Origin of the sequence: Bradyrhizobium sp. CIR48 (genome assembly GCF_014198315.1) — a bacterium.
GTDB lineage: Bacteria > Pseudomonadota > Alphaproteobacteria > Rhizobiales > Xanthobacteraceae > Bradyrhizobium.
Genome location: NZ_JACIHG010000001.1, coordinates 1,110,365 through 1,131,622 on the forward strand (window position 1 = coordinate 1,110,365; position 21,258 = coordinate 1,131,622).

The following is a 21,258-nucleotide window of genomic DNA, read 5'->3' on the forward strand; positions in this document are numbered from 1 at the left end:
CGGTCTGGAAGATTCCCCAAGTTCAGGCCGCTTGTAGCCAATTTCACCGACGCCGCAAACGGCCGAAAGCGCCGTAATTTCAATTTCATTCCAAGACGTTGCTCATCAGCAACGCCACAAAAAAGCCTCCATCAAGAGGCCGCCATCCGCAGGATGTCGTTATAGGTCGCAAACACCATCAACATCAGCACCAAACCGAGCCCGATTCGGAACCCCATCTCCTGAGTCCGCTCGGACAGGGGCCGGCCGCGGACGACCTCCGCCGCATAGAACATCAGGTGACCGCCATCGAGCAGCGGGATCGGGAACAGGTTCAGCAGGCCGATCGACACCGACAGCACCGCGCACAGATTGATCACGAACTGGAACCCGGCGCTGGCCGCCTGCCCCGACATCTTCGCGATGCCCAGGACGCCGCTGACCTCGTTGGGATTGCCGTTTCCGACGAACAGAGAGCCCAGGAACTTGAAGGTGCTGGTGATGATGAACCAGACCTGCTCGACCCCGATCTTGAGCGCCTCACCGATGCCCACCGGGGCGGTCGAGGCCTCGCCGGCCTGCGATTTGTGCTCGACGCCGAGCACGCCGAGACGGTGGCTGTTGCCGAACGGATCCTTGCGCTCGAGCAGCGCCGGCGTTGCGGTCAGCGAGACGATGGCGCCGTCCCGCTTCACCTGGAAGGCAAGCGCCGAACCTGCATTCATCGCAACGATTCGCTGCATGTCGGCAAAGCTCTCGATCGGCTTGCCGTCGATCTGGACGACGACGTCCCCGATCTTGAAGCCGGCCGCGGCCGCGGCGCCATCCGCGACGACGCCATCGACCCGCGCGATCGTGCTCGGCTTGCCGTAATACAGCGCCATGCCCGCGAAGATCAGCGCGCCCAGGATGAAATTGGCGATGGGTCCGGCCGCGACGATGGCCGCGCGCGGGCCGACCTTCTTGTGGTGGAAGCTGCCGGCGCGCTCCTCGGTCGTCATGGCCGCGAGCGTCTGAGCCGAAGGGGTCGAGGCCTCGCTCTCGTCGCCGAAGAACTTGACGTAGCCGCCGAGCGGGATGGCCGAGATCTTCCAGCGGGTGCCGTGGCGGTCATTGAAACCGACCAGCTCAGGTCCGAAGCCGAGCGAGAAGGTCAACACGCGAACGCCCGCCCAGCGCGCGACCAGGAAATGGCCGAGTTCATGGAAGAACACGACGATCGTCAGGACAAACAGGAAGGGAACCGCGTAGCCGAGGAGCCCATGGCTCAACGTATTGAAACTATGGACAAAAAAGTCGATCATCGAATTCCCTCATCCAGCGCCGCAAGGCCCTGGCCCCGAACCATCTAGGATGCCTTTAAGGCAATTTGAGGCAATAGGGCGGCAGCTCTATTTCGAGCAACATGGTCAACAGAGATTGCATCATCGGCGGACGTCAGGGGCGCTTGGTTCCCGCTGCGGATCCAGTCGTCCAGTGTTGCCTCCACCAGCCGGGCGATCGCGCCGAACCGGATCTTGCCGGCGATGAACGCGGCGACCGCGACCTCATTGGCCGCGTTGTAGACGGTGGTCGCCCCCTTCCCGGTCCGGAGCGAGTCGAAAGCCAGCCGTAGTCCGGGGAAGCGCTCGAAATCGGGCGCCTCGAAGGTCAGCTGGCCGATCTTGGCGAGGTCCAGCTTGGCCGCCGGCCCCTTGATGCGGTCGGGCCAGCCCAGGCAGTGCGCGATGGGGGTGCGCATGTCGGGCGCGCCGAGTTGGGCCATCACCGAACGGTCGGAGAACTCGACCATGCCGTGAATGATCGACTGCGGATGCACGAGGACGTCGATCTCGTCAGGCGACAGCGCGAACAGGTACGACGCTTCGATCACCTCGAGCCCCTTGTTCATCATCGAGGCGGAATCGATGGTGATCTTCTGGCCCATGCTCCAGTTCGGGTGCTTCAGGGCCTGCTCGAGCGTCGCCTGCTCGATGTCGGCCGGCTTCCAGGTGCGGAACGGGCCGCCCGACGCGGTGATGATGACACGGACGAGTTCGTCCCGATTGCCCGAGGCAAGCGCCTGAAACAGCGCATTGTGCTCGGAATCGGCCGGCAGGATGCAGGCGCCGGCCTTGGCCGCACGCTGCATGAAGAAATCGCCGGCGCAGACCAGACATTCCTTGTTGGCCAGCGCAACATGCGCACCGCGATCGACCGCCGCCAGCGCGGGCTTCAATCCGGCAGCGCCGCTCACGGCCGCCATCACCCAATCGGCCGGACGCGCGCCGGCTTCGATCACCGCGCTTTCGCCGGCGCCGCATTCGGTGCTGGTCCCGGCGAGCGCGGCCTTGAGCTCGGTGAGCTTGGAGGTGTCGGCGATCGCGACGTAGCGCGCGGAGAATTCCTTGGCGAGCTTGGCCAGCGCTTCGACATTGCCGTTCGCCGTCAGCGCCTCGACGCGATAGCGCTCGGGCGAGGCGCGCAGCAGATCCATCGTGCTGTCGCCGATCGAGCCGGTGGCGCCGAGAACCGTGACGCTGCGGACGCTGGACGCCGCAGCCTTGTTATTACGCAATGGAACCGCGCTCATATCCTCACCAAACCATAAGACCGCTTCCGGCGCTATGCACACCATGGCGGAGAAAGCCGATAATCCATGCCGCCAGGATGGCGGCGACAAAACCGTCCAGGCGGTCCATAAGCCCGCCATGGCCGGGAATTAAGTGACTGGAATCCTTGACACCGAAGCGCCGCTTCACCGCGGATTCGAACAGATCGCCCAGTGCCGACACCACCGAAAGGATGGCGCTGACGAGCAGCAATGGTCCCATCTTTCCGAACCCGCAAGTCGCAAAGCCCACCGCAACCAGAAGGCTTGCGGCGAAGCCGCCCAGCGCCCCGGACCAGGTCTTTTTCGGGCTCACCCGCGGCCAGAGCTTCGGCCCGCCAATGCTGCGACCGGCAAAATAGCCGCCGATATCGGTCGCCCAAACCACCAGCAGCACGAACATCAGCGCAGAGAAGCCGTTGAGGAGATCCTTCCGCACCAGGATCGAGGCCAGCAGCGCTGCCGCTGCATAAGCGAATCCGGTCGCCGCCCAGAGGAACTTGCCGCGCGCGATCAGCGTCACGATCGCGCCGCCGACGAGGCCGACGATGATTGAGGTCTTCAGCCCGCCAAAAGCGACGGCGGCCCCCATCATCGCGATGACGATCGTCCCCGCCCCGGTCAGCGCGGCCGAGCCCGCGCCCACCACCGTCAGCCATTCCGCGAACAGCCCGATCGACACCAGGGTGACGAGCAGCGCCCACAGCCAGCCGCCGGCATAAGCGACCGCGATGGTCAGCGGCGCCAGCACCAGCGCTGCGAGGACCCGCATCACCAGATTGTTCGGGGCAGGCTTGGCGCCCACCGGTGCGGCGTCTTGTTCGCTCACGAGGCGGTTTTCGCGACCAGGCCGCCGAAACGGCGCTCGCGCCTGGCGAATTCGGCGATCGCGCTTTCCAGCGCCGCCTTGTCGAAATCGGGCCAGTGGATCGGCACGAACACGAGCTCGCTATAGGCGGCCTGCCACATCAGGAAGTTGGACAGGCGCTGCTCGCCGCTGGTGCGGATGATGAGATCGGGATCGGGAATGTCGGGCGCATCGAGATGCGCGCCCAGCGTTTCGGCGTCGATCGTGGCAGGATCGCGCTTACCTTCCGCGACCTCGCGCGCCAGCTTCTGCGCCGCCTTCGCGATCTCCTGCCGCGAGCCGTAATTGAAGGCGACGACGAGTGTGAGGCGCGTGTTGTCGCGCGTCAGCTCCTCGGCCTCGTTGAGCAGCGCGCAGATGTCGCTCTCCAGCCCATCGCGTTCGCCGATGATGCGGACCTTGACGCCGTCGCGATGCAGGCTGGCGAGATCGTTGCGGATGAAGCGGCGGAGCAGACCGAAGAGATCGCCGATCTCGCTCGCTGGACGCGACCAGTTCTCCGACGAGAAGGAGAAGATGGTGAGGTAGCGGATGCCGAGCTCGTGCGAGGCACGCACGACGCGACGCAAGGCCTCGACGCCGCGGCGATGCCCTTCCGCACGCGGCAGACCGCGCGCGGCCGCCCAACGCCCGTTGCCATCCATGATGATGGCGACATGCGCGGGCGCCTCGGACCGATCGGGTCCTTCCGTTGCGGGCGCGGCGGCGTTCGACATTGAAGGTGGCCTTAAAGCATGATCCGGAAAAGTGCGAAGCGGTTTTCCGAAAAGATCATGCGCTTACAATAACCTGAAGCGCGATGACATTCATCGCGCTTCAGACGGTGAGGATTTCTTTTTCCTTGGCGGCCAGCAACTGGTCGATTTCGGTGATCGTACCGTCAGTCGCCTTCTGCACCTCGTCGGCGTGGCGCTTCTGGTCGTCCTCGGACATTTCGTGATTCTTCTCGAGCTTCTTGAGCACGTCGAGGCCATCGCGGCGGACGTGGCGCGCGGCGACCTTGGCGGCTTCCGCATATTTATGCGCGACCTTCACCAGTTCCTTGCGTCGTTCCTCGTTCAGCTCGGGGATGCGCAGGCGCAGCACCTGGCCTTCGGTCGCGGGCGACAGGCCGAGGTTGGAATCGACGATCGCCTTCTCCACCGCCTTGACCATCGACTTGTCCCAGACCTGCACCGAGATCAGGCGGGGCTCCGGCACGCTGACGGTGGCGAGCTGATTGAGCGGCATGTGGCTGCCATAGGCATCGACCTGCACCGGATCGAGCATCGAGGCGGAGGCGCGCCCCGTCCGCAGGCCGCCGAGCTCGTGCTTGAGGGACTGGACGGCGCCCTGCATGCGGCGCTTCACTTCGTTGAGGTCGAAAGTACCGGTGGGCATCACGTTTCTCCTTCAAGATCCCGGCGACCGCTCCCGCGACCTTCCCTAAAGGCGCGCGACGGATGAGCGGTCAGCCGGCGACAATGGTTCCGTGGCCGACGCCACGTAGAATCGCGCCGATCGAACCCGGCTCCGCGATCGAGAATACGATGATAGGCAGAGACGTCTCGCGGGCAAGCGCGAAGGCGGTCGCATCCATCACCTTGTAGCCGCCCTCGATCGCCTGCGAATGGGTCAGCCGGTCAAACCGCGTGGCGGACGGATCCTTCTTCGGATCGGCCGAGTAGACACCGTCGACATTGGTCGCCTTCAGCACCGCCTGGGCGCCGATTTCGGCGGCGCGCAGCACCGCGGTCGTATCGGTGGTGAAGAACGGATTGCCGGTTCCGCCGCCGAGCAGCACGATCCGGCCCTCCGCGAGATATTTGTGCGCCGCAGTGCGGGTGAACAGCTCGGAAATCTCGGGCATGACGAAGGCCGACAGCGTGCGCGCCGGCGTGCCCTTGCGCTCGATCGCCGCTTCCAGCGCGAGGCAGTTCATCATGGTGGCGAGCATGCCCATGGTATCGCCGGTCGGGCGCGACACACCGCGGGAGGAGACCTCGACGCCGCGCACGATGTTGCCGCCGCCGATCACGACTGCAACCTCGGTGCCGAGCTTGCGGGCCGCGATCAGATCGTCCGCAACCCGGTCGACGGTCGGCTGATCGATGCCAAAGCCTTGCTGTCCCGCGAGATATTCGCCGGACAGCTTGATCACGACGCGACGATAGACCGGATCAGACATGAGCACTTTCCTTGTCCGAGCGCCGCTTCCGGCGGCACGCCGGAAGGAACGTTCCGGCGCTTACTTCTTGCCGCTGGCCGCAGCGACCTCGGCCGCGAAGTCGCTTTCCTGCTTCTCGATTCCCTCACCGAGAGCATAGCGCACAAAGCCGGCGATCTTCACAGCGCCGCCGACCTTGCCTTCGGCTTCCTTCAACGCCTGCGCCACCGACTTGCCGGTGTCGTGGATGAAGGCCTGCTCGAGCAGGCAGACTTCCTTGTAGTAGGTCTTGAGGCCGGACTCGACGATCTTCTCGATCACGTTCTCGGGCTTGCCCTGCTGGCGATATTTGTCGGCGAGCACGTCCTTCTCGCGCTTGACGACCGCCGGATCGAGGCCGGACGGATCGAGCGCCAGCGGATTCGCGGCGGCAATGTGCATCGCGATCTGGCGGCCGAGCGTTGCGAGCTCATCGGCCTTGCCGGGCGATTCCAGCGCCACGATCACGCCCATCTTGCCGGCGCCCTCGACGACCGCGCCGTGGACGTAGTTCGACACCACGCCCTGGCTCACTTCGAGCGAAGCTGCGCGGCGCAGCGTCATGTTCTCGCCGATGGTGGCGATCGCGTCATTGATGGCGGCTTCGACGGTGACGTCGCCGACCTTGGCGGCCTTGATCTTCTCGACATCGGAGCCGGCGTCGAATGCGACCTGGGCGACCATCTTGACGAGGCCCTGGAACTGGCCATTGCGCGCGACGAAGTCGGTCTCGGAGTTGACCTCGACCACGACACCCTTGGTGCCCTTGGTCAGGGCGCCGATCAGGCCCTCGGCCGCGACGCGGCCCGACTTCTTGGCGGCCTTGGACAGGCCCTTCTTGCGCAGCCAATCCTGCGCCGCTTCCATGTTACCGTCGTTTTCGGTCAGCGCGGCCTTGCAGTCCATCATGCCCGCGCCAGTCGACTCGCGCAGGTCCTTGACCATCGCAGCTGTGATCGTTGCCATCGTTGAAAATCCTTTGTGCCTGCTGGTTCGCCGCGGCGTGGCATCGAAGCGCCCCGCCGCGGTCCATCTCAGGGATTCGCGTCAACTGAAATGGTGGCCGGATCTTGTCCGGCCAACCCATCGCTCTCTTGACTATTCCGCTTCCGCGGTCAGCGCCTTGGCCTTGGCCACCCAGGCGTCCGCACGGCTCGGCAGACCGACTTCTTCGCCGATCGTGTGCGCGGTGTCGTGATCGAGCTCGGCGAGCTGCCAGAAGTGGAAGATGCCGAGGTCGTTGAACTTCTTCTCGATCGCACCCGACACGCCCGGGAGCTTCTTGAGGTCGTCGGCGGTGCCGCGCGGACCTGCGAGGCCCTGGAAGCCGCTCGACGAAGCCGCCGGCAGCTCTTCAGCGAGCGGACGGGCCGAGGCGCCGACGTCGATACCCGAATCGCCCTGGGCGCGGGAGATGCCGTCGATCGCGGCACGCGCGATCAGGTCGCAATAGAGCGCGATCGCACGACCGGCGTCGTCATTGCCCGGCACCACATAGGTGATGCCCTTCGGGTCCGAATTGGTGTCGACGATCGCAGCGACCGGGATGTTGAGCCGCTGGGCTTCCTGGATCGCGATGTCTTCCTTGTTGGTGTCGATCACGAAGATCAGGTCGGGCAGACCGCCCATGTCCTTGATGCCGCCGAGCGAGCGGTCGAGCTTGTCGCGCTCGCGCTGAAGCGTCAGGCGCTCCTTCTTGGTGTAGGAGCTGGCATCGCCGCCCGAGAGCACGTCGTCGAGGTGACGCAGACGCTTGATCGAGGCCGAGATCGTCTTCCAGTTGGTCAGCGTGCCGCCGAGCCAGCGCGAATTGACGAAATACTGCGCGCAGCGCTTGGCAGCGTCCGCGACGCCGTCCTGTGCCTGGCGCTTGGTGCCGACGAACAGGATGCGGCCGCCCTTTGCGACGGTGTCGCTGACCGCCTGCAAGGCGTTGTGCAGCATCGGCACGGTCTGCGCGAGGTCGACGATGTGAATGTTGTTGCGAGCGCCGAAAATGAACGGAGCCATTTTCGGATTCCAGCGGTGAGACTGGTGACCAAAGTGCACGCCAGCTTCAAGCAGCTGACGCATGGTGAAATCGGGTAGCGCCATCGTTCTAATTCTCCGGTTGGTTCCTCCGGAAACGTGTGAGCAAAACGGAGCGTCCTCGCCCCGGTTGCCACCGGACGGCCTTGTGAGCCATGTTTCCGTGTGAGATGGCGCGCTATATAGCGCCATTTCGGCCAGAAGCAAGGAAATAAGGGCCGTTCAGAGGCGGTTTTCGCCCGCGAGAGGCCCTTTCCCTGGAGACCGGGCCGCTGCCTAGCGCCCGACTAGCATCTGGGCTGGTTCGGCGGGCACTTCTTGGCCGCCGGCGGCGGAGGTGCGGAACGCGGCGGAGGCGGCGCGGCCGGGCGCGGTGGGGGTGGTGGCGCAACGGCCATACGCGGCGGCGGCGGGGGTGCCGGTCGGGCCACCGGCGGCGGTGGAGCGGGCCGCGCCATGGGCGGAGGCGCCGGCCGCGCGACGGCAACCGGAGGAGCCGGGCGTGGCGGCGGAGGTGCGGCCATCCTCGGTGGCGGCGCCGACACTCGCGGCGGGGGTGGTGGCGTGGGCCGCGCTACGGCCTGCGGCGGCGGTGCAGCCGGCCTGGCCGCCTGCGGCGGGGCCGCAGATGGCAGATGCTGCGGCCTGATCGGCTCACGTGCCGCTGAAGGCGGCGGCGCGATCGGCCTCCCGGCCGCGGCCGGAGGCGTCGCCGGCGCGCCTGCAGCGGCGGGCGGCGAGCCAGCAGGCTCACGCGTCGCAGACTTGGCGCGATCCGCAGGCCCGGTGCCGGGTGGCGTCTGTGCCACCGGCGGCCTGGCGGGCTGGCCGGGCACAGCAGTCGGGTTGGTCACGGCGGGCGCAGCGGTTGCCGGCGCGGCAGCCGTTGGCGCATTGGAATGAGCAGGCAGTGTTGTGCCGGGACCGGCCGCTGTGCCGGGAGCAGCTGTGGTCGGCGCCTCCGGACGAGCCGGCGGTGTCGCACCGGGTGCGGTCGCCGTCGGCGGCACGGGCCCTCCGCCCGGCAGAGCCCCTGCCCCCGCTGGCGGTGGCGGCGGGCCGCCATGGGCACCAGGAACTGGCAGCGTGTTGGCCTGGGGCAGCCTGGTCTGCGGAGCAAGTGTCGGCGCCGTCTGCGGCGCAGCCGTTGGCGCTGCGGTCGGCGCGACTGCCGTGGTCGGCGTCACCGGAGGCGCGCCGGGCCTCGCCGTCGGCTGGATCGTCGCGCTTGGCGGCATCGGCGCCTTGCCCTGCTGGATCAGCGCGGCGCGCTGCACGACCGCCTGCGGAACGGCAGGCCCGGCTGGGTTGGCACGGCCGGCAATCGCTGGCGCCAGATTGCCCGGTCCGGCCCCTGCCCCGGTAGCCGGTGCTGGTACCGGCAGGCGGTTGATCACGGTGTTGATCACCGTCGTATTATGGATGTTCTGGTAGATGATGTTGTTCGGCGGCGGCGCGACATAGACCGGCGGCCTGACGAACACCGGGATCGGCACGAACACCGGCTGCGGCAGCACGAACAGGCCGACCACGGGCAGCGGCGGCGGCAACACGACGAAATCCGGCGGCGGCGGCGGCAGATAATAGACCGGAGGCGGCGGTGGCGGCGCGAAGCCGAAATCGGGATCGCTGAAATACAGCACCGGACGGTCGACATAGACCACCTCCTCCGGCGGCGGTGGCGGCACGTCGTAGTCGATCATCGCAAAGCTCGGCGGCGGCTCGGCCGGCGCCGTGAGGATCGCGAGGCGCCGGCGCGCGTCCGCCGCATGCGGCCCGCGCGGATAGCGGCGCAGATACGACCAATAGGCTTCCGGCGTGTCGTTCCGGTAAGTGCGTCGCCAGGTGATCGCTTCGCGGCGCGCCGCGACGATCGCCATCACGCGCTTCGCCAAGGGATCACCGGGATAGGCGGCGAGAAACTCCTCATAGGCCGGCAGCGTGTCGCGCTCGAGCGCGGCGGCATAGGCATCCCGCACGCCGAGGTCGCGGATCGGTTTGCTCCGGATCGCGGCGACCTGGTCGGGCGCGGCCTCCGGCGGCGGCGCGTCAGGCCCGCGCTCGAAGAACGAGAATGGCGCCGAGATCTTCTGCTCGTTCCAAGGTACCTGCGCGCCCTTGGAGGCCTCGTTGACGCGCAGGCGAACGCGGTCGAACACCTCAGGCAGCGGCAGGCCGCCGGTCCGGATCATCTCGGCCAGCGACTGGGCGTAGATGCCGTAGGGCCCCGGCTCCTCCGGCGCGACCGTGCCGGGCGCGGCGTTGAACGCGATCAGCATGTTCGGCTCCGGCTCGACCAGCGCCAGACCGCTCGCGATCGGCTGGCCGCCCTCGATGAAGGGCTGCGCGCGGGCCGCGTCGAGCACGACGATGTTGGCCTTGAGCGGGATCGAGGCGAGCTGGCGCACATAGTCGCTGATCCGCAAGGCCTCGGTCGGAACGTCGGTGTCGCGGGTGATGTTGGAATCGACCGGGATGAAATAGTTCTCGCCGGCAAGCTGCACGCCGTAGCCGCCGAGATAGATCATCGCGACCGTGCCCGGCCCCGAGGCCTGGGCCTTCTGGATGAAGTCGCGAAAACTCTTGCGCAGCGTGTCGCCGTCGAGATCTCGGGCACCGACGACGTCGAAGCCGGCCGCCTGCAGCGTCTGCGCGATCAGGCCGGCGTCGTTCGCAGTCGTTGCCAGCGGCGACTTGGCATAGGCGCCGTTGCCAACCACGAGCGCGATGCGCTTCTCCTGCTGCTGCGCGTTTGCTGCTCCCGGCGTGCCAGCGGCAAGGGCCACGATCGGCAGGAGAAGGCAAATGAAGACTCGGAACGTCCCACGCATGGCTTGCTTGCCCGCTACTGTAGTTGAGGTGCCACCACGCATGAGGCGCGCAGCCGGCTGAACGGCGGTTGAACGAAAAGCTCGGATTGAGGCAGTGGCGTGGCCACGCCGCTGCTGGCGTCCGCTTCAGGTCAGCCTCACCTTACTCCACAGCTTGCAGCTCGGCGAGCTTCGTTCGCGCGGTCGCCTCGTCCAGCGCAATGAGTTCGGCCGGCCCGGGATTCGCCTCTCCTGCCGTCGCGATGGAAACAGCCGCAAGCCCGACCAGGCCGCCGAGGACCGCGCCGCCCGTCGCGGCGTCGTGCCTGGGGCTGCTCTTGATGAGATAGAAATGCGTCCGGCCGGCTTCCATCACGATCTCGCGCCTGGTGTCGCCCGGAAACATCAGCTCCGTCACCAGCAATTCATGGCGACCCGCGGGACGATCGGCATAGGCATATTTCCCGGCGACGATTTTGCCGAGTGCAGCACCGTCGAGCTTCACCTCGCAGGCGCAGATCGCCATGCTGAGGCCATTCCTCTTGTCCTGGAGCAGGACGACGCGCGAGTGTCCGGCGCGCGGAGGCCCGACCTTTCTTGACACAGAGGCAAAGTCGGTCCCGACCTGATCGCTGACACAGCCCACCAGCATCACACCAACGGCCAACAACAACGCGCCCCGTCGCAGCATCGCACACCCCAGTCCATTCCCCGGGATTCATGCTAGCTGGAATCAGCGACAGGTTGCAACAACGCCCGGCAACCATCGCGTGGATGGCGCGGGCCGGGCGTCGGAGCTGCTGCACACGACGCCCGATGCTCCAAACGCCGGGCTTTAACCCTGGGCAATCAACTCGACGGTCCCTGTACGCAACCGATAGATACCGCCGACCACCTTGAGCTTGCCCTGTTCGACCGCTGCGTTGAGAAGCGGGGCGGCCGATTTCAGCTTGGCAACGTTGTCGATGACGTTCTGGCGAATAGCGTTGTCGAGCGCGTTTCCGCTCTGCTGGGCCGCCGTCTTCACCGAAGGTGCGATCGCCGCGACCAGCGTCGGGATGTGTCCCGGCAGCGGCTTGTCGTCCTTCAGCGACTTGATGGTCGCATCGACCGCGCCGCAATTGTCGTGGCCGAGCACCAGGATCAGGGGCGTGCCCAGCACGGCGACGGTGTATTCCATGCTCGCAACCGTCTCGTCGCCGGCAAAGTTTCCGGCAACGCGGCACACGAACAGATCGCCGCGTCCGCTGTCGAACGCATATTCGGGCGCGATGCGCGAATCGGCGCAGCTCAAGACGGCGGCGTAGGGATTCTGACCGCCGACCAGCGCTTCGCGCTCATGCGTGAAGTCGTGCCGGCGCGACACACCCGACACATAGCGCGAATTGCCCTCCATCAGCCGCTTGAGCGCCGCATCGGGCGAAAGCACGTTCTGGGGTTTGGGCGGCGCCTTCGCCTCCTTGGCTAATGCGGTCCCGCCAAACGCCGCGGCGCCGAGTGCCGAGGCGGCAAGAAGCATCATCGAGCGCCGGGAGGGGGCAACCGATTGATGCAGATTTTCAGAGCATTTGTCGCACATGGCTGTTGTTCTTCCTGGCTTCGCCGATCGAGATTCTCGGAACAACAACTAATAGCTGCGTGCGAGCGACTTCGAAACCGGGCGGGAGCCAAATAGTTAAGCTTTGGTTTGCGGGGGCGCCGGCAATGTCAGAGCTGCTGCACGTCCACCACGCCCGCGACCGCCTTGATCGCGCCGGCAATCTGCGGCGAAACCTTGAAACGGCCGGGCAGCTTCATCTCCACCTCGGTCTCGAGGTCGAGCATCATCACCAGCGAGACCTCGCCGTCGCCATTGGAGCGCGGCGCGATACCGGGACTGCCGACCTTCGGCGCGGCGCCGTTCGAGGCGGCCATGTCGGGACCGGCCAAGCGCTTGGCGATCGATTCCAGCGGCTTGGTGTCGCGCAGGAAGATGCGCAGGCCCTTCTGCGTCTTGGCGGCGGCGTCATCCAGCGGCTCGGCATGCAGCACGCGGGCGCGGACGTCCTCGCCCTGCAGCTCGGCGCCGAGCTGCAGCAGCACGGCAGCGCCCGGCTCCAGCACGTCGCGATATTGCGCGAGACCTTCGGAGAACAGCACCGCCTCGAAGTGGCCCGTGGGATCGGAGAGCCCCATGATGCCCATCTTGTTGCCGGTCTTGGTGCGCCGCTCCATGCGCGAGACCACGGTGGCCGCGACCTTGCCGGCGGTGGCACCGGTCTTCACCGCGCGCGAGAATTCGGCCCAAGACTGCACCCGCAGCCGCTTCAGCACGGTGGCGTAATCATCGAGCGGATGGCCCGACAGGAAGAAGCCGACGGCGTCGTATTCGCGGCGGAGCTTTTCGGCCGGCAGCCAGGGCTCGATCTGCGGCAGCATGATGGTCGGCGCATCCGCCGACATGCCGAACATGTCGTTCTGGCCGATGGTCTCGGCCTGATGAGCGCGCTGGCAGGCGGCCAGGATCGAGTCCGCGCCGGCGAAGACGCGGGCGCGGTTCGGCTCCAGCGTGTCGAACGCGCCGGCGGCGGCGAGACTTTCGATGATGCGCTTGTTGATCGCGCGCGGATTGACCCTTGCCGCGAAGTCCGCGAGCGAGGTGAACAGCCCGCGCTTGGTGCGCTCCTCGATGATCTGCTCGATCGCCTGGATGCCGACGCCCTTGAGCGCTGCGAGCGCATAGTAGATGACCTTGTCGCCGACCTCGAAGGTCGCGCCGGAGCGGTTGATGTTCGGCGGCTCGACCTTGATGCCGAGGCGCTGCGCCTCGGAGCGGAATTCGGAGAGCTTGTCGGTGTTGTTGAGATCGAGCGTCATCGACGCCGCGATGAACTCCACCGGATAATGCGCCTTCATATAGGCGGTGTGATAAGACACCAGCGCATAGGCCGCCGCGTGGCTCTTGTTGAAGCCGTAGTCGGCGAACTTCGCCAGGAGCTCGAAGATGGTCTCGGCCTGCCCCTTCGGCACGCCGTTCTTCACCGCGCCCGCGACGAAGATGTCGCGCTGCTTGTCCATCTCGGCGCGGATCTTCTTGCCCATGGCGCGGCGGAGCAGGTCGGCGTCGCCGAGCGAATAGCCCGACATCACCTGCGCGATCTGCATCACCTGTTCCTGGTAGATGATGACACCGAAGGTCTCCTTCAGGATCGGCTCCAGCACGGGATGCAGATACTCCGGCTCCTCGTCGCCGTGCTTGCGCGCGCAATAGGTCGGGATGTTCGCCATCGGACCCGGGCGATACAGCGCCACCAGCGCGATGATGTCCTCGAAACGGTCGGGGCGCATGTCGACGAGCGCGCGCCGCATGCCCTGGCTTTCAACCTGGAACACGCCGACCACCTCGCCGCGCGCCAGCATCTGGTAGCTCTCGGCATCGTCGATCGGCAGCGTCGCGAGATCGACGTCGATGTTGCGCGGCTTGAGCAGCTTGCAGGCGACGTCAAGCACCGTCAGCGTCTTCAGGCCGAGGAAGTCGAATTTGACGAGGCCCGCGGGCTCGACCCATTTCATGTTGAACTGGGTCACCGGCATGTCGGATTTGGGATCGCGGTAGAGCGGCACGAGCTCGCTCAAGGGACGATCGCCGATCACGATGCCGGCGGCATGGGTCGAGGCGTGGCGGGTGAGGCCTTCGAGCCGCTGGGCGATGTCGAAGGCGCGCGCCACGATCGGATCTTCGTCGCGGAACGCCTGGAGTTTTGGCTCGCTTTCGATTGCGGCCGCGAGCGTGACGGGCGCGGCCGGATTCTGCGGCACCAGCTTGGTCAGCTTGTCGACCTGGCCATAGGGCATCTGCAGCACGCGGCCGACGTCGCGCAGCACGCCGCGCGCCTGCAGCGTTCCGAAGGTGATGATCTGCGCGACCTGGTCGCGGCCGTAGCGCTCCTGGACGTACCTGATCACCTCGCCGCGGCGGTCCTGGCAGAAGTCGATGTCGAAGTCCGGCATCGAGACACGTTCGGGATTGAGGAAGCGCTCGAACAGCAGGCCGAACTTGATCGGGTCGAGGTCGGTGATGGTCAGCGCCCACGCCACCAGCGAGCCTGCGCCGGAACCGCGGCCCGGCCCGACCGGAATGCCCTGGCCCTTCGCCCATTTGATGAAGTCGGACACGATCAGGAAGTAGCCCGCGTATTTCATGCGCATGATGACGTCGAGCTCGAACGCCAGGCGCTTGCTGTAATCCTCGTCCGTCGTGCCCTGCGACAGGCCGTGGACCCGCAGGCGATTGGCGAGCCCCTCCTCCGCCTGGCGCTTCAGCTCCGCGGCCTCGACTGCGGCGGCATCCGAGCTCGAGGCGGCGCCGACGGTGAAGAACGGCAGGATCGGCTTGCGCGTCATTGGGCGGAACGAGCAGCGCTCGGCGATCTCCACCGTCGAGGCCAGCGCCTCCGGAATGTCGGCGAACAGCACCGCCATCTCGGCGCGGGTCTTGAAACGATGATCCGGCGTCAGCTGCTCGCGCTCGGTCTCGGCGATCAGCCGCCCGCCGGCAATGCACAGCAGCGCGTCATGCGCTTCGTAGTCGTCGGTCGCAGCGAAATACGGCTCGTTGGTCGCGACCAGCGGCAGTCCCTTGGCGTAGGCGATGTCGATCAGGCCGCTTTCGACGCGCCGCTCCTTCTCGGTGTTGTGGCGTTGCAATTCGATGTAGAGGCGATCGCCGAACAGGCCGGCCAGACGCTCGCAGCGCAGGGCGGCAAGCTCGGCATGACCGCCGGCAAGCGCCAGCGAGATCGGCCCGTCGGGTCCGCCCGTCAGCGCGATCAGCCCTTCGGTCTCGCCCTCGAACCAGTCGAGCTTGACGAACGGCGCGTGGCTATCCGGCGACTCGAGGAAGGCGCGCGAGTTGAGCCGCATCAGGCTGCGATAGCCGCGCTCCTGCGCGGCCAGCAGCACCACGCGCGACGGCCCCATCGCGTTGCGCGCATTCGGATCCTGGTCGCCGAAGTCGATGGCCAGCTCGCAGCCGACGATCGGCTGGATGCCGGAGCCCGCCATCTTGTCGGAGAACTCCAGCGCACCGAACAGATTGTCGGTGTCGGTCAGCGCCAGCGCCGGCTGGTGGTCCTTCTTGGCAAGCTCGGCGAGCTTGGCGATCTTGATCGAGCCCTTGAGCAGCGAATAGGCCGAGTGAACGTGAAGGTGAACAAATCCGGCGCTCGGCATGGTCGCGTGACGGCCTCTTGCAGATGGAATGGAGCGGTCGCCGGCTCCTCAAGGCATCATGCACTCGCCATCTGCCTTCGCTTGCCGACTCGCCTTGCAATGGTGAGGTGTCGCAGCTTCAGAGTCCACGCCGGAGCGGCCAATTGGCCGCGTCGTCCCGCTTTTCCCCAAGGGGGGCACCGGTCGGGAGAGCATCGGTTTACAAACCGCTGCCCCTAGAGCTGCGGTATGACCTGCGCCCAGATCGCGATCATCCCGACGAACAGCGTGATCGACGCCAGTGCGGCGGCCTCTTCCACGAAAACCCTGAACATGGCTTGCTCCCTTGTTGGAACGTATGCAGAACATTGTTCTCATTTCGTTCTCAAGAGTCAAGCGTGGCGGACGACCTCCAAAGGCAATGGTTAACTCGCTGAATTCACGCAATAAAAAAGCCCCGGCCTAAGCCGGGGCTTTTCGAGGACCGCTCGATGACGAGCGATCAGTCTCAGTAACGGCCGAGGATCGGGCCGCCGAACTTGTAGTTCAGGCGGACGAGACCCATGTCGACGTCCTGCTTGACGCGCTCGACAGCGCCGCTGGCAAAGGTGATGTCGTGGTCGCCGAGGAAGATGTGGTTGTACTCGACGCCGACCGTCCAGTTCGGAGCAAAGCCATACTCCAGGCCCGCGCCAACCGTGGCGCCCCAGCGGGTCTCGTCAGCCCGGTCGAGGTTCGCACCCGTAACAGTGCTGTAGACGTCGTACTTGTTGCTGACGACAGCCGCACCGCCCTTTGCGTAGAGCAGGACGTTGTTCCAGGCGTAGCCAACCTGGCCGGTGATCAGACCGAACGAGTCGACGCGCGTACGATTCCGGAATCCGGTGATGCCGCTGATGTTGTCACCCGAGAAGTCGGCCCAGTTGCCCTGGCCTTCGAGGCCGAACACGAACTGGCCGGACTGCCAGCGGTAACCGACCTGACCACCGACCGTGCCGCCGGTCGAGTTGTGCGAGCCTTCCGCACCGAAGTTAACCAGGTTCCACGACGTGTCCGCCGAACCGCCGCCGCCGTTGACGCCGATATAGAAGCCGCTCCAGTCATAGACCGCGGCGATCGCCGCCGGCGGTGCCTTGGTGTACGGCCGAGCTGCGAGGTCAGCAGCCAGCGCCGGCGCAGTCGCGCTCAGCGCGACAAGGCTCACAGCGGCAAGCAACAAATTCTTCTTCATTTGAGTCCCGTTCCAGTTTCGTCGTTAGGCCCCCTGGCCGCAGCGTGGTCATAACAGTGATCGACGGAATTGCTGTAACCTCGACGCAACAGTTCGCTCCAAAGGCCCGCGCTTCATTAATGAAGATTTATCAGCGCGTTCTGGAAACCCTTTGAAATAAGTGTTTTCTGTAGTTCCATTGTCGGCGACACGAGATAAATTGCATGCGCGCGTAACAACGTCGCGCGCACATTCGCGTGATGGAGAATTGAAGATGCGCAGACGAATTGCCCTCCCCATTGTCGCCACACTTTCGCTCGCACTCGCCACATTCGCATTCGTGTCGAGCGCATCAACACCCGCGCGCGCGTTCGGCACGCATCATCCATTCTGCCTCACCGGCGATGAATGGCCGGGCCTGAGCAATTGCAGGTTCGACACCTACGCGCAGTGTCAGGCGAGCGCATCGGGACGCGCGCTGACCTGCATCGCCAATCCGTATTTCGTCGGACAGAGCGACGACCCCTACGCCTATCAGAATCGTCCGCGCGCGCAGACGCAGGGCTATTCACCGGGCTACTTCCTGCCGCGCTGAGATGCGCTGCGCTCGACTCGCACTGGCCGTGATCGGCCTGCTTCTCGCGGGCGGATCTGCATGCGCGCAGACTTATGATCCGAGCTATCCCGTGTGCATGCAGATCTACGGCCAGGTCGGCTATTTCGACTGCCGCTACGGCTCGCTCGAGCAGTGCCGATATCTCGCCGTCGGGCGTTCGGCGACATGCGTGATGAACCCGTATTTTCCGCTGAAGAAACCAACGCGCCCTCGCCGCTCGAGCCCGCCGCCTCGCCCCGGATCCTAACCGTTTAGTTTCCGGCGGAGATAGGGCGGCGTAGGCGTGCGGCGATCGGCTCAGCTCTGCCAGGGCGTGCTGCGGATGCGCGTGCACGCATTCGGCTTGCGGAAGCTGGGATCGTGATCCTCGATGTAGTCGAAATTGACCGTCCCGAACGTCGTCTGCGGCTTCTTCAGCGCCGAGCAGGTCTGCACCTTCAGGAACTCGTTCTTGAAGTCACCGCGTGGAAACGCCGAGATCACCTGGCCGCGCTGCTCCGGCGTGTAGTCGTCATACCCAATGCCGACGACGTCCACCAGGACACCCGCGTTGGTGAGCGCGATTTCCGGCCGCATGAATTGCGGAATGCCGGGCGTGGTGTGCAGCGCGATTGCCTCCCACACCAGATCGGCTTGCGGCTCGGCGATGCCGCGCGCCCGCAAGAACTCACGCGCAGCGTCGGCTCCGTCAACCTCAAATCGCTTTGTCTGCGTGTGGTAATGGTCGACGAGGCCGAGATCGTGAAACAACGCCGCGACATAGAGAAGTTCGGGATCGAATTTCAGCTGCTGACGCAGCCCCTTCATGGCGCCGAAGACGTAGACCCGGACGGAATGGTTGAAAAGCATGTCGTCTTCGTAGCTGCGCACCAGTTCAGCCGCCTCGCGCGCCAGCTTGCTGTCGGGGATTTTGACGCCGGAAATCACACTCATCATCTTCAAGCTCCTGCTTTGCGTTTCGGCTGATGCCGCGCGATCCGTCAGGCCGCCTTCTCGAGCGCGGCCTGCGGAGTATTTCGGAAGCTGATCGACATGCGATTGTAGGCATTCATCAGGCTGATTGCGATCGTAAGATCGACAAGCTCGCGCTCGCTGAAGACCTTGCGGGCGGCTTGATAGGCCTCATCGGGCACGTTGGTCTCGGCGACGCGGGTGACAGTCTCGGCCCAGGCGAGAGCCGCGCGCTCGCGGTCGTCGAAGAGATCGCCGCCCTCGGCCCAAGCCTGCAGCAGCGCGAGCTTTTCGACCTTCACACCGCTCTTCAGCAGATCCCGCGTGTGCATGTCGAGGCAGTAGGCGCAGTTGTTGATCTGCGAGATGCGCAGGTAAGTGAGGGTCACCAGCGTCGCGGGAAGCCCGCTCTGCATCACGTAGCCATAGACGCCGCCCAGTGCCTTCGCGCCTGCCGGCGCAATGTGGTTGTAGTTGAGACGTTCACTCATCCGCTTTCTCCTTGATCATCGAGGAAGCCCCTCTTTCCTCCCTCAGATGCCCCTGTCGTGGTCTATAAAAAAGAACCAAGAACGCGAGAAAATCGTGTACCAAGGATCATGACCAGATCGCTGCGGTTGAAGCTCGACCGGTCGGCGAAGACGCCGCTGGCGGAGCAAATCCACAGGGGGATCAGGGCCGCCATCGAGCGCGGCGTGCTCGCCCCGGGCGCGCGCCTGCCCTCATGGCAGGATTTGGCGGCCCAGCTTGGCGTCGCGCGCGGCACCGTGCGCTCAGCCTATGAAAAGCTCTCATCGGCCCAACTGATCATCGCGGCCCGCGCGACAGGCACGCACGTCGCCGACCGACCGTCCATTCCCGTGCGGCGGGACAAGGCGCCGGACCCAGGCTCGTTCATGGAGATGTACCAGGAGCTCACGGCGGGGCCGGCGATCTTCCAGATGGGCGTGCCTTCGCAGGAGACCTTTCCTGCGACGCTGCTCGCGCGAATGCGCGCACGGGCAATTCGCGTCGAGATGAGCGCACCTGCGATCTACCCCGATCCGCGCGGCGAGCTGGACTTGCGCCGCGAGATCGCGGCCTACCTTGCGCTGGCGCGCGGGATCGAATGCGCACCGTCCCAGATCATCATCACCAGCGGCTTCAGCGGCGGCCTCGGCCTGGCGCTCCGTGTCCTCGACCTCGGGCAAAGGAAGAGAGTCTGGATGGAGGATCCCGGCTTTCCCTTCACCCGGCACGGCCTCGAACTTGCGGGATTGTCGATCGTGCCAATCAAGGTTGACGCAGATGGGATCGATGTCGATGACGGCCTGCAACAAGCGCCCGACGCCGCGCTGGTTGTCGTGACACCGGGGCAGCAGGCGCCGCTCGGATCCACGCTGTCACTGGCACGTCGATCGCGCCTGCTCGACTGGGCGACCCAAAACAACGCGTGGGTGATCGAGGATGACTATCTCAGCGAACTTCAGCTCAAGGGCCGGGCCACGCCGGCGCTCGCCTCGCTCGATCGCGCCGGCCGCGTCATTCACATTGGCTCCTTCAGCAAGACCGTAACCCCTGCCCTACGGCTTGGCTTTGTCGTTGCACCGGCCGCTCTGGCGTCGCGATTTGCCGAGACTGCGGCGTGCCTCGCGCCGGCACCCGGACCAGCGGTGCAGCTCGCCACGGCAGACTTCATCCGCGAGGGCCATTATCTGCGGCATCTGCGGCGCACCAAGCGCGCCTACACCGCGCAAGGCGATGCATTGCTGAAGCAGCTTCGAACGCGCACCACGAACGTTGCGATTGCAGGACTGGCCGCGGTCCTGCGCTTGCCGGACGGAGCGCCTGATCTCGCCATCGCCAGGCAAGCTGCATCGTTCGGACTGGCGCCCACGCCGCTCTCGCTCTGGTATGCCTCGAAGGCTTCGGCGCGTCCGGGACTGTTGCTGGGCGTCGCGACGTCTCCACTCAAAAGGATCGACGCGTCCTGCGACCGGCTCCTTCAGATCATCCACCGTCTGACATGATCCGACTCCGACCTCGGCGGCCTTAACCCGCCCTCGTCACGATCAAGGGTCCGTTGCGGGTGGCGACAACCGTGTGCTCGTATTGAACGGTCGGCGCCTCGGGGCTGCTGTAGAGCGTCCATGGGTCGTCGCCATTCTCCGCCCATTCGGCACCCATGGAGAGGAACGGCTCGATGGTGAACACGAGGCCATCCTTCATGATGCGGCGTTCGGAGCGGTCGGGCCAGGTTGCGATCTCCGTCGGCTCCTCATGGAGCGACAGGCCGACGCCGTGACTGGCCAGATTCCTGACCAGGCTGTAGCCGTTCTTTCGCGCAAATGTCCCGATCGCCTGGCCGATCCCGGCAATCGGCCTGCCGGCGCCAACCTGTTGCAGGCCGGTCCACATCGCCCGCCGGCCGTCCCGGCAAAGACGTTCGATCGCGCGGTTTACGGGGGGAACGGCGAACGAGGCTCCCGTATCGGCAAAGAAGCCGTTCTTCTCGGCTGACACGTCGATGTTCACGAGGTCGCCGCGCGCGATCCGCCGTTCGCCCGGAATGCCGTGAGCGATCTCCTCGTTCACGCTGATGCAGGTCGCCCCGGGAAAATCATAGGCCAGCTCCGGCGCCGAACGCGCGCCAGCGGCCTCCAGCAACTTTCGTCCGATCTGGTCGAGCTCGGAGGTGCTCATGCCCGGCTCAATCGCCTTCCCCATCGCCTCCAGCACATTGGCGACGATGCGACCGATCTCTTTCAGGCGCGTCAGGTCGTTGTCATCGGAGATTGTCATGTCAGGGCTCTTGTCCGGGAGGCCCGGACAGGCAAGGTCGGCTTGCAAAC

19 protein-coding genes are annotated in these 21,258 nt (G+C 65.6%); 3 read left to right on the plus strand and 16 right to left on the minus strand.

Translation table 11 applies throughout. The features are described 5' to 3' along the window. Positions 1-131 precede the first annotated feature (131 nt). The 13 genes from rseP to GGD66_RS05480 form a co-directional block, all read right to left on the minus strand. Positions 132-1,283: an RIP metalloprotease RseP gene (rseP, locus tag GGD66_RS05420; RefSeq protein ID WP_038949774.1), complete on the minus strand. Its 1,152-nt coding sequence runs from the start codon at positions 1,281-1,283 to the stop codon at positions 132-134. Positions 1,284-1,327: 44 nt separating this feature from the next. Next, positions 1,328-2,551, minus strand: coding sequence for a 1-deoxy-D-xylulose-5-phosphate reductoisomerase (gene dxr / locus GGD66_RS05425; protein ID WP_183257038.1), 1,224 nt, complete (start codon positions 2,549-2,551; stop codon positions 1,328-1,330). A 4-nt stretch (positions 2,552-2,555) separates the two neighbouring features. Beyond that, a complete protein-coding gene (locus GGD66_RS05430) occupies positions 2,556-3,398 on the minus strand; it encodes a phosphatidate cytidylyltransferase (RefSeq protein ID WP_183257039.1) in 843 nt (280 codons plus the stop codon). Further along, positions 3,395-4,153 carry an isoprenyl transferase gene (locus GGD66_RS05435; RefSeq protein WP_018320207.1) on the minus strand — a complete coding sequence of 253 codons (759 nt, stop codon included), beginning with the start codon at positions 4,151-4,153 and terminating at the stop codon, positions 3,395-3,397. The genes GGD66_RS05430 and GGD66_RS05435 overlap by 4 nt, the downstream gene beginning before the upstream one ends. A 100-nt stretch (positions 4,154-4,253) precedes the next feature. Further along, positions 4,254-4,817, minus strand: coding sequence for a ribosome recycling factor (frr, locus tag GGD66_RS05440; protein WP_026202318.1), 564 nt, complete (start codon positions 4,815-4,817; stop codon positions 4,254-4,256). 70 nt (positions 4,818-4,887) lie between these two features. Continuing rightward, positions 4,888-5,604, minus strand: coding sequence for a UMP kinase (gene pyrH, locus GGD66_RS05445; RefSeq protein ID WP_026202317.1), 717 nt, complete (start codon positions 5,602-5,604; stop codon positions 4,888-4,890). A gap of 60 nt (positions 5,605-5,664) precedes the next feature. Then, complete coding sequence (gene tsf, locus GGD66_RS05450; protein ID WP_018320204.1) at positions 5,665-6,588, minus strand: translation elongation factor Ts; 924 nt, start codon at positions 6,586-6,588, stop codon at positions 5,665-5,667. A 132-nt stretch (positions 6,589-6,720) separates the two neighbouring features. Next, the gene (locus GGD66_RS05455) at positions 6,721-7,716 is read right to left on the minus strand and encodes a 30S ribosomal protein S2 (RefSeq protein ID WP_018320203.1); all 996 of its coding nucleotides are present in this window, start codon (positions 7,714-7,716) and stop codon (positions 6,721-6,723) included. A 221-nt stretch (positions 7,717-7,937) separates the two neighbouring features. Beyond that, a complete protein-coding gene (locus tag GGD66_RS05460; RefSeq protein ID WP_183257040.1) occupies positions 7,938-10,481 on the minus strand; it encodes a caspase domain-containing protein in 2,544 nt (847 codons plus the stop codon). A gap of 142 nt (positions 10,482-10,623) precedes the next feature. Next, a complete protein-coding gene (locus GGD66_RS05465; RefSeq protein WP_183257041.1) occupies positions 10,624-11,151 on the minus strand; it encodes a DUF2846 domain-containing protein in 528 nt (175 codons plus the stop codon). Between the two features lie 144 nt (positions 11,152-11,295). Continuing rightward, positions 11,296-12,039: a carbonic anhydrase gene (locus tag GGD66_RS05470; protein WP_183257042.1), complete on the minus strand. Its 744-nt coding sequence runs from the start codon at positions 12,037-12,039 to the stop codon at positions 11,296-11,298. A gap of 128 nt (positions 12,040-12,167) precedes the next feature. Further along, positions 12,168-15,671 (minus strand): DNA polymerase III subunit alpha, encoded by a 3,504-nt coding sequence (gene dnaE, locus GGD66_RS05475; RefSeq protein WP_092257207.1) that lies wholly within the window; start codon positions 15,669-15,671, stop codon positions 12,168-12,170. Positions 15,672-16,158: 487 nt separating this feature from the next. Further along, positions 16,159-16,881: an outer membrane protein gene (locus GGD66_RS05480; protein ID WP_018320197.1), complete on the minus strand. Its 723-nt coding sequence runs from the start codon at positions 16,879-16,881 to the stop codon at positions 16,159-16,161. A 253-nt stretch (positions 16,882-17,134) separates the two neighbouring features. On the opposite strand from GGD66_RS05480, the gene GGD66_RS05485 reads away from it, so the two are divergent. After that, the gene (locus GGD66_RS05485) at positions 17,135-17,455 is read left to right on the plus strand and encodes a DUF3551 domain-containing protein (protein WP_183257043.1); all 321 of its coding nucleotides are present in this window, start codon (positions 17,135-17,137) and stop codon (positions 17,453-17,455) included. Between the two features lies 1 nt (position 17,456). Continuing rightward, complete coding sequence (locus tag GGD66_RS05490; protein WP_018320195.1) at positions 17,457-17,723, plus strand: DUF3551 domain-containing protein; 267 nt, start codon at positions 17,457-17,459, stop codon at positions 17,721-17,723. Between the two features lie 50 nt (positions 17,724-17,773). Here the strand turns inward: GGD66_RS05490 and GGD66_RS05495 are convergent, their stop codons facing one another. Together GGD66_RS05495 and GGD66_RS05500 are read right to left on the minus strand one after the other, a co-directional pair. After that, positions 17,774-18,412 (minus strand): HD domain-containing protein, encoded by a 639-nt coding sequence (locus GGD66_RS05495; protein ID WP_026202315.1) that lies wholly within the window; start codon positions 18,410-18,412, stop codon positions 17,774-17,776. Between the two features lie 44 nt (positions 18,413-18,456). After that, positions 18,457-18,918, minus strand: a complete 462-nt coding sequence (locus tag GGD66_RS05500) for a carboxymuconolactone decarboxylase family protein (RefSeq protein WP_018320193.1) — start codon at positions 18,916-18,918, stop codon at positions 18,457-18,459. 108 nt (positions 18,919-19,026) lie between these two features. Between GGD66_RS05500 and GGD66_RS05505 the strand changes: the two genes are divergently transcribed. Beyond that, positions 19,027-20,436 carry a PLP-dependent aminotransferase family protein gene (locus GGD66_RS05505; protein ID WP_183257044.1) on the plus strand — a complete coding sequence of 470 codons (1,410 nt, stop codon included), beginning with the start codon at positions 19,027-19,029 and terminating at the stop codon, positions 20,434-20,436. Between the two features lie 22 nt (positions 20,437-20,458). Here the strand turns inward: GGD66_RS05505 and map are convergent, their stop codons facing one another. Next, on the minus strand, positions 20,459-21,208 hold the full coding sequence (gene map, locus GGD66_RS05510; RefSeq protein WP_183257045.1) for a type I methionyl aminopeptidase: 750 nt from the start codon (positions 21,206-21,208) through the stop codon (positions 20,459-20,461). Positions 21,209-21,258 lie beyond the last annotated feature (50 nt).

Coding starts and splice junctions, on each gene's coding strand:
- rseP (WP_038949774.1), bottom strand. CDS start 1,283: ATGATCGACTTTTTTGTCCATAGTTTCAATACGTTGAGCCATGGGCTC.
- dxr (WP_183257038.1), bottom strand. CDS start 2,551: ATGAGCGCGGTTCCATTGCGTAATAACAAGGCTGCGGCGTCCAGCGTC.
- GGD66_RS05435 (WP_018320207.1), bottom strand. CDS start 4,153: ATGTCGAACGCCGCCGCGCCCGCAACGGAAGGACCCGATCGGTCCGAG.
- frr (WP_026202318.1), bottom strand. CDS start 4,817: ATGCCCACCGGTACTTTCGACCTCAACGAAGTGAAGCGCCGCATGCAG.
- pyrH (WP_026202317.1), bottom strand. CDS start 5,604: ATGTCTGATCCGGTCTATCGTCGCGTCGTGATCAAGCTGTCCGGCGAA.
- tsf (WP_018320204.1), bottom strand. CDS start 6,588: ATGGCAACGATCACAGCTGCGATGGTCAAGGACCTGCGCGAGTCGACT.
- GGD66_RS05455 (WP_018320203.1), bottom strand. CDS start 7,716: ATGGCGCTACCCGATTTCACCATGCGTCAGCTGCTTGAAGCTGGCGTG.
- GGD66_RS05460 (WP_183257040.1), bottom strand. CDS start 10,481: ATGCGTGGGACGTTCCGAGTCTTCATTTGCCTTCTCCTGCCGATCGTG.
- GGD66_RS05465 (WP_183257041.1), bottom strand. CDS start 11,151: ATGCTGCGACGGGGCGCGTTGTTGTTGGCCGTTGGTGTGATGCTGGTG.
- GGD66_RS05470 (WP_183257042.1), bottom strand. CDS start 12,039: ATGTGCGACAAATGCTCTGAAAATCTGCATCAATCGGTTGCCCCCTCC.
- dnaE (WP_092257207.1), bottom strand. CDS start 15,671: ATGCCGAGCGCCGGATTTGTTCACCTTCACGTTCACTCGGCCTATTCG.
- GGD66_RS05480 (WP_018320197.1), bottom strand. CDS start 16,881: ATGAAGAAGAATTTGTTGCTTGCCGCTGTGAGCCTTGTCGCGCTGAGC.
- GGD66_RS05485 (WP_183257043.1), top strand. CDS start 17,135: ATGCGCAGACGAATTGCCCTCCCCATTGTCGCCACACTTTCGCTCGCA.
- GGD66_RS05490 (WP_018320195.1), top strand. CDS start 17,457: ATGCGCTGCGCTCGACTCGCACTGGCCGTGATCGGCCTGCTTCTCGCG.
- GGD66_RS05495 (WP_026202315.1), bottom strand. CDS start 18,412: ATGATGAGTGTGATTTCCGGCGTCAAAATCCCCGACAGCAAGCTGGCG.
- GGD66_RS05500 (WP_018320193.1), bottom strand. CDS start 18,918: ATGAGTGAACGTCTCAACTACAACCACATTGCGCCGGCAGGCGCGAAG.
- GGD66_RS05505 (WP_183257044.1), top strand. CDS start 19,027: ATGACCAGATCGCTGCGGTTGAAGCTCGACCGGTCGGCGAAGACGCCG.
- map (WP_183257045.1), bottom strand. CDS start 21,208: ATGACAATCTCCGATGACAACGACCTGACGCGCCTGAAAGAGATCGGT.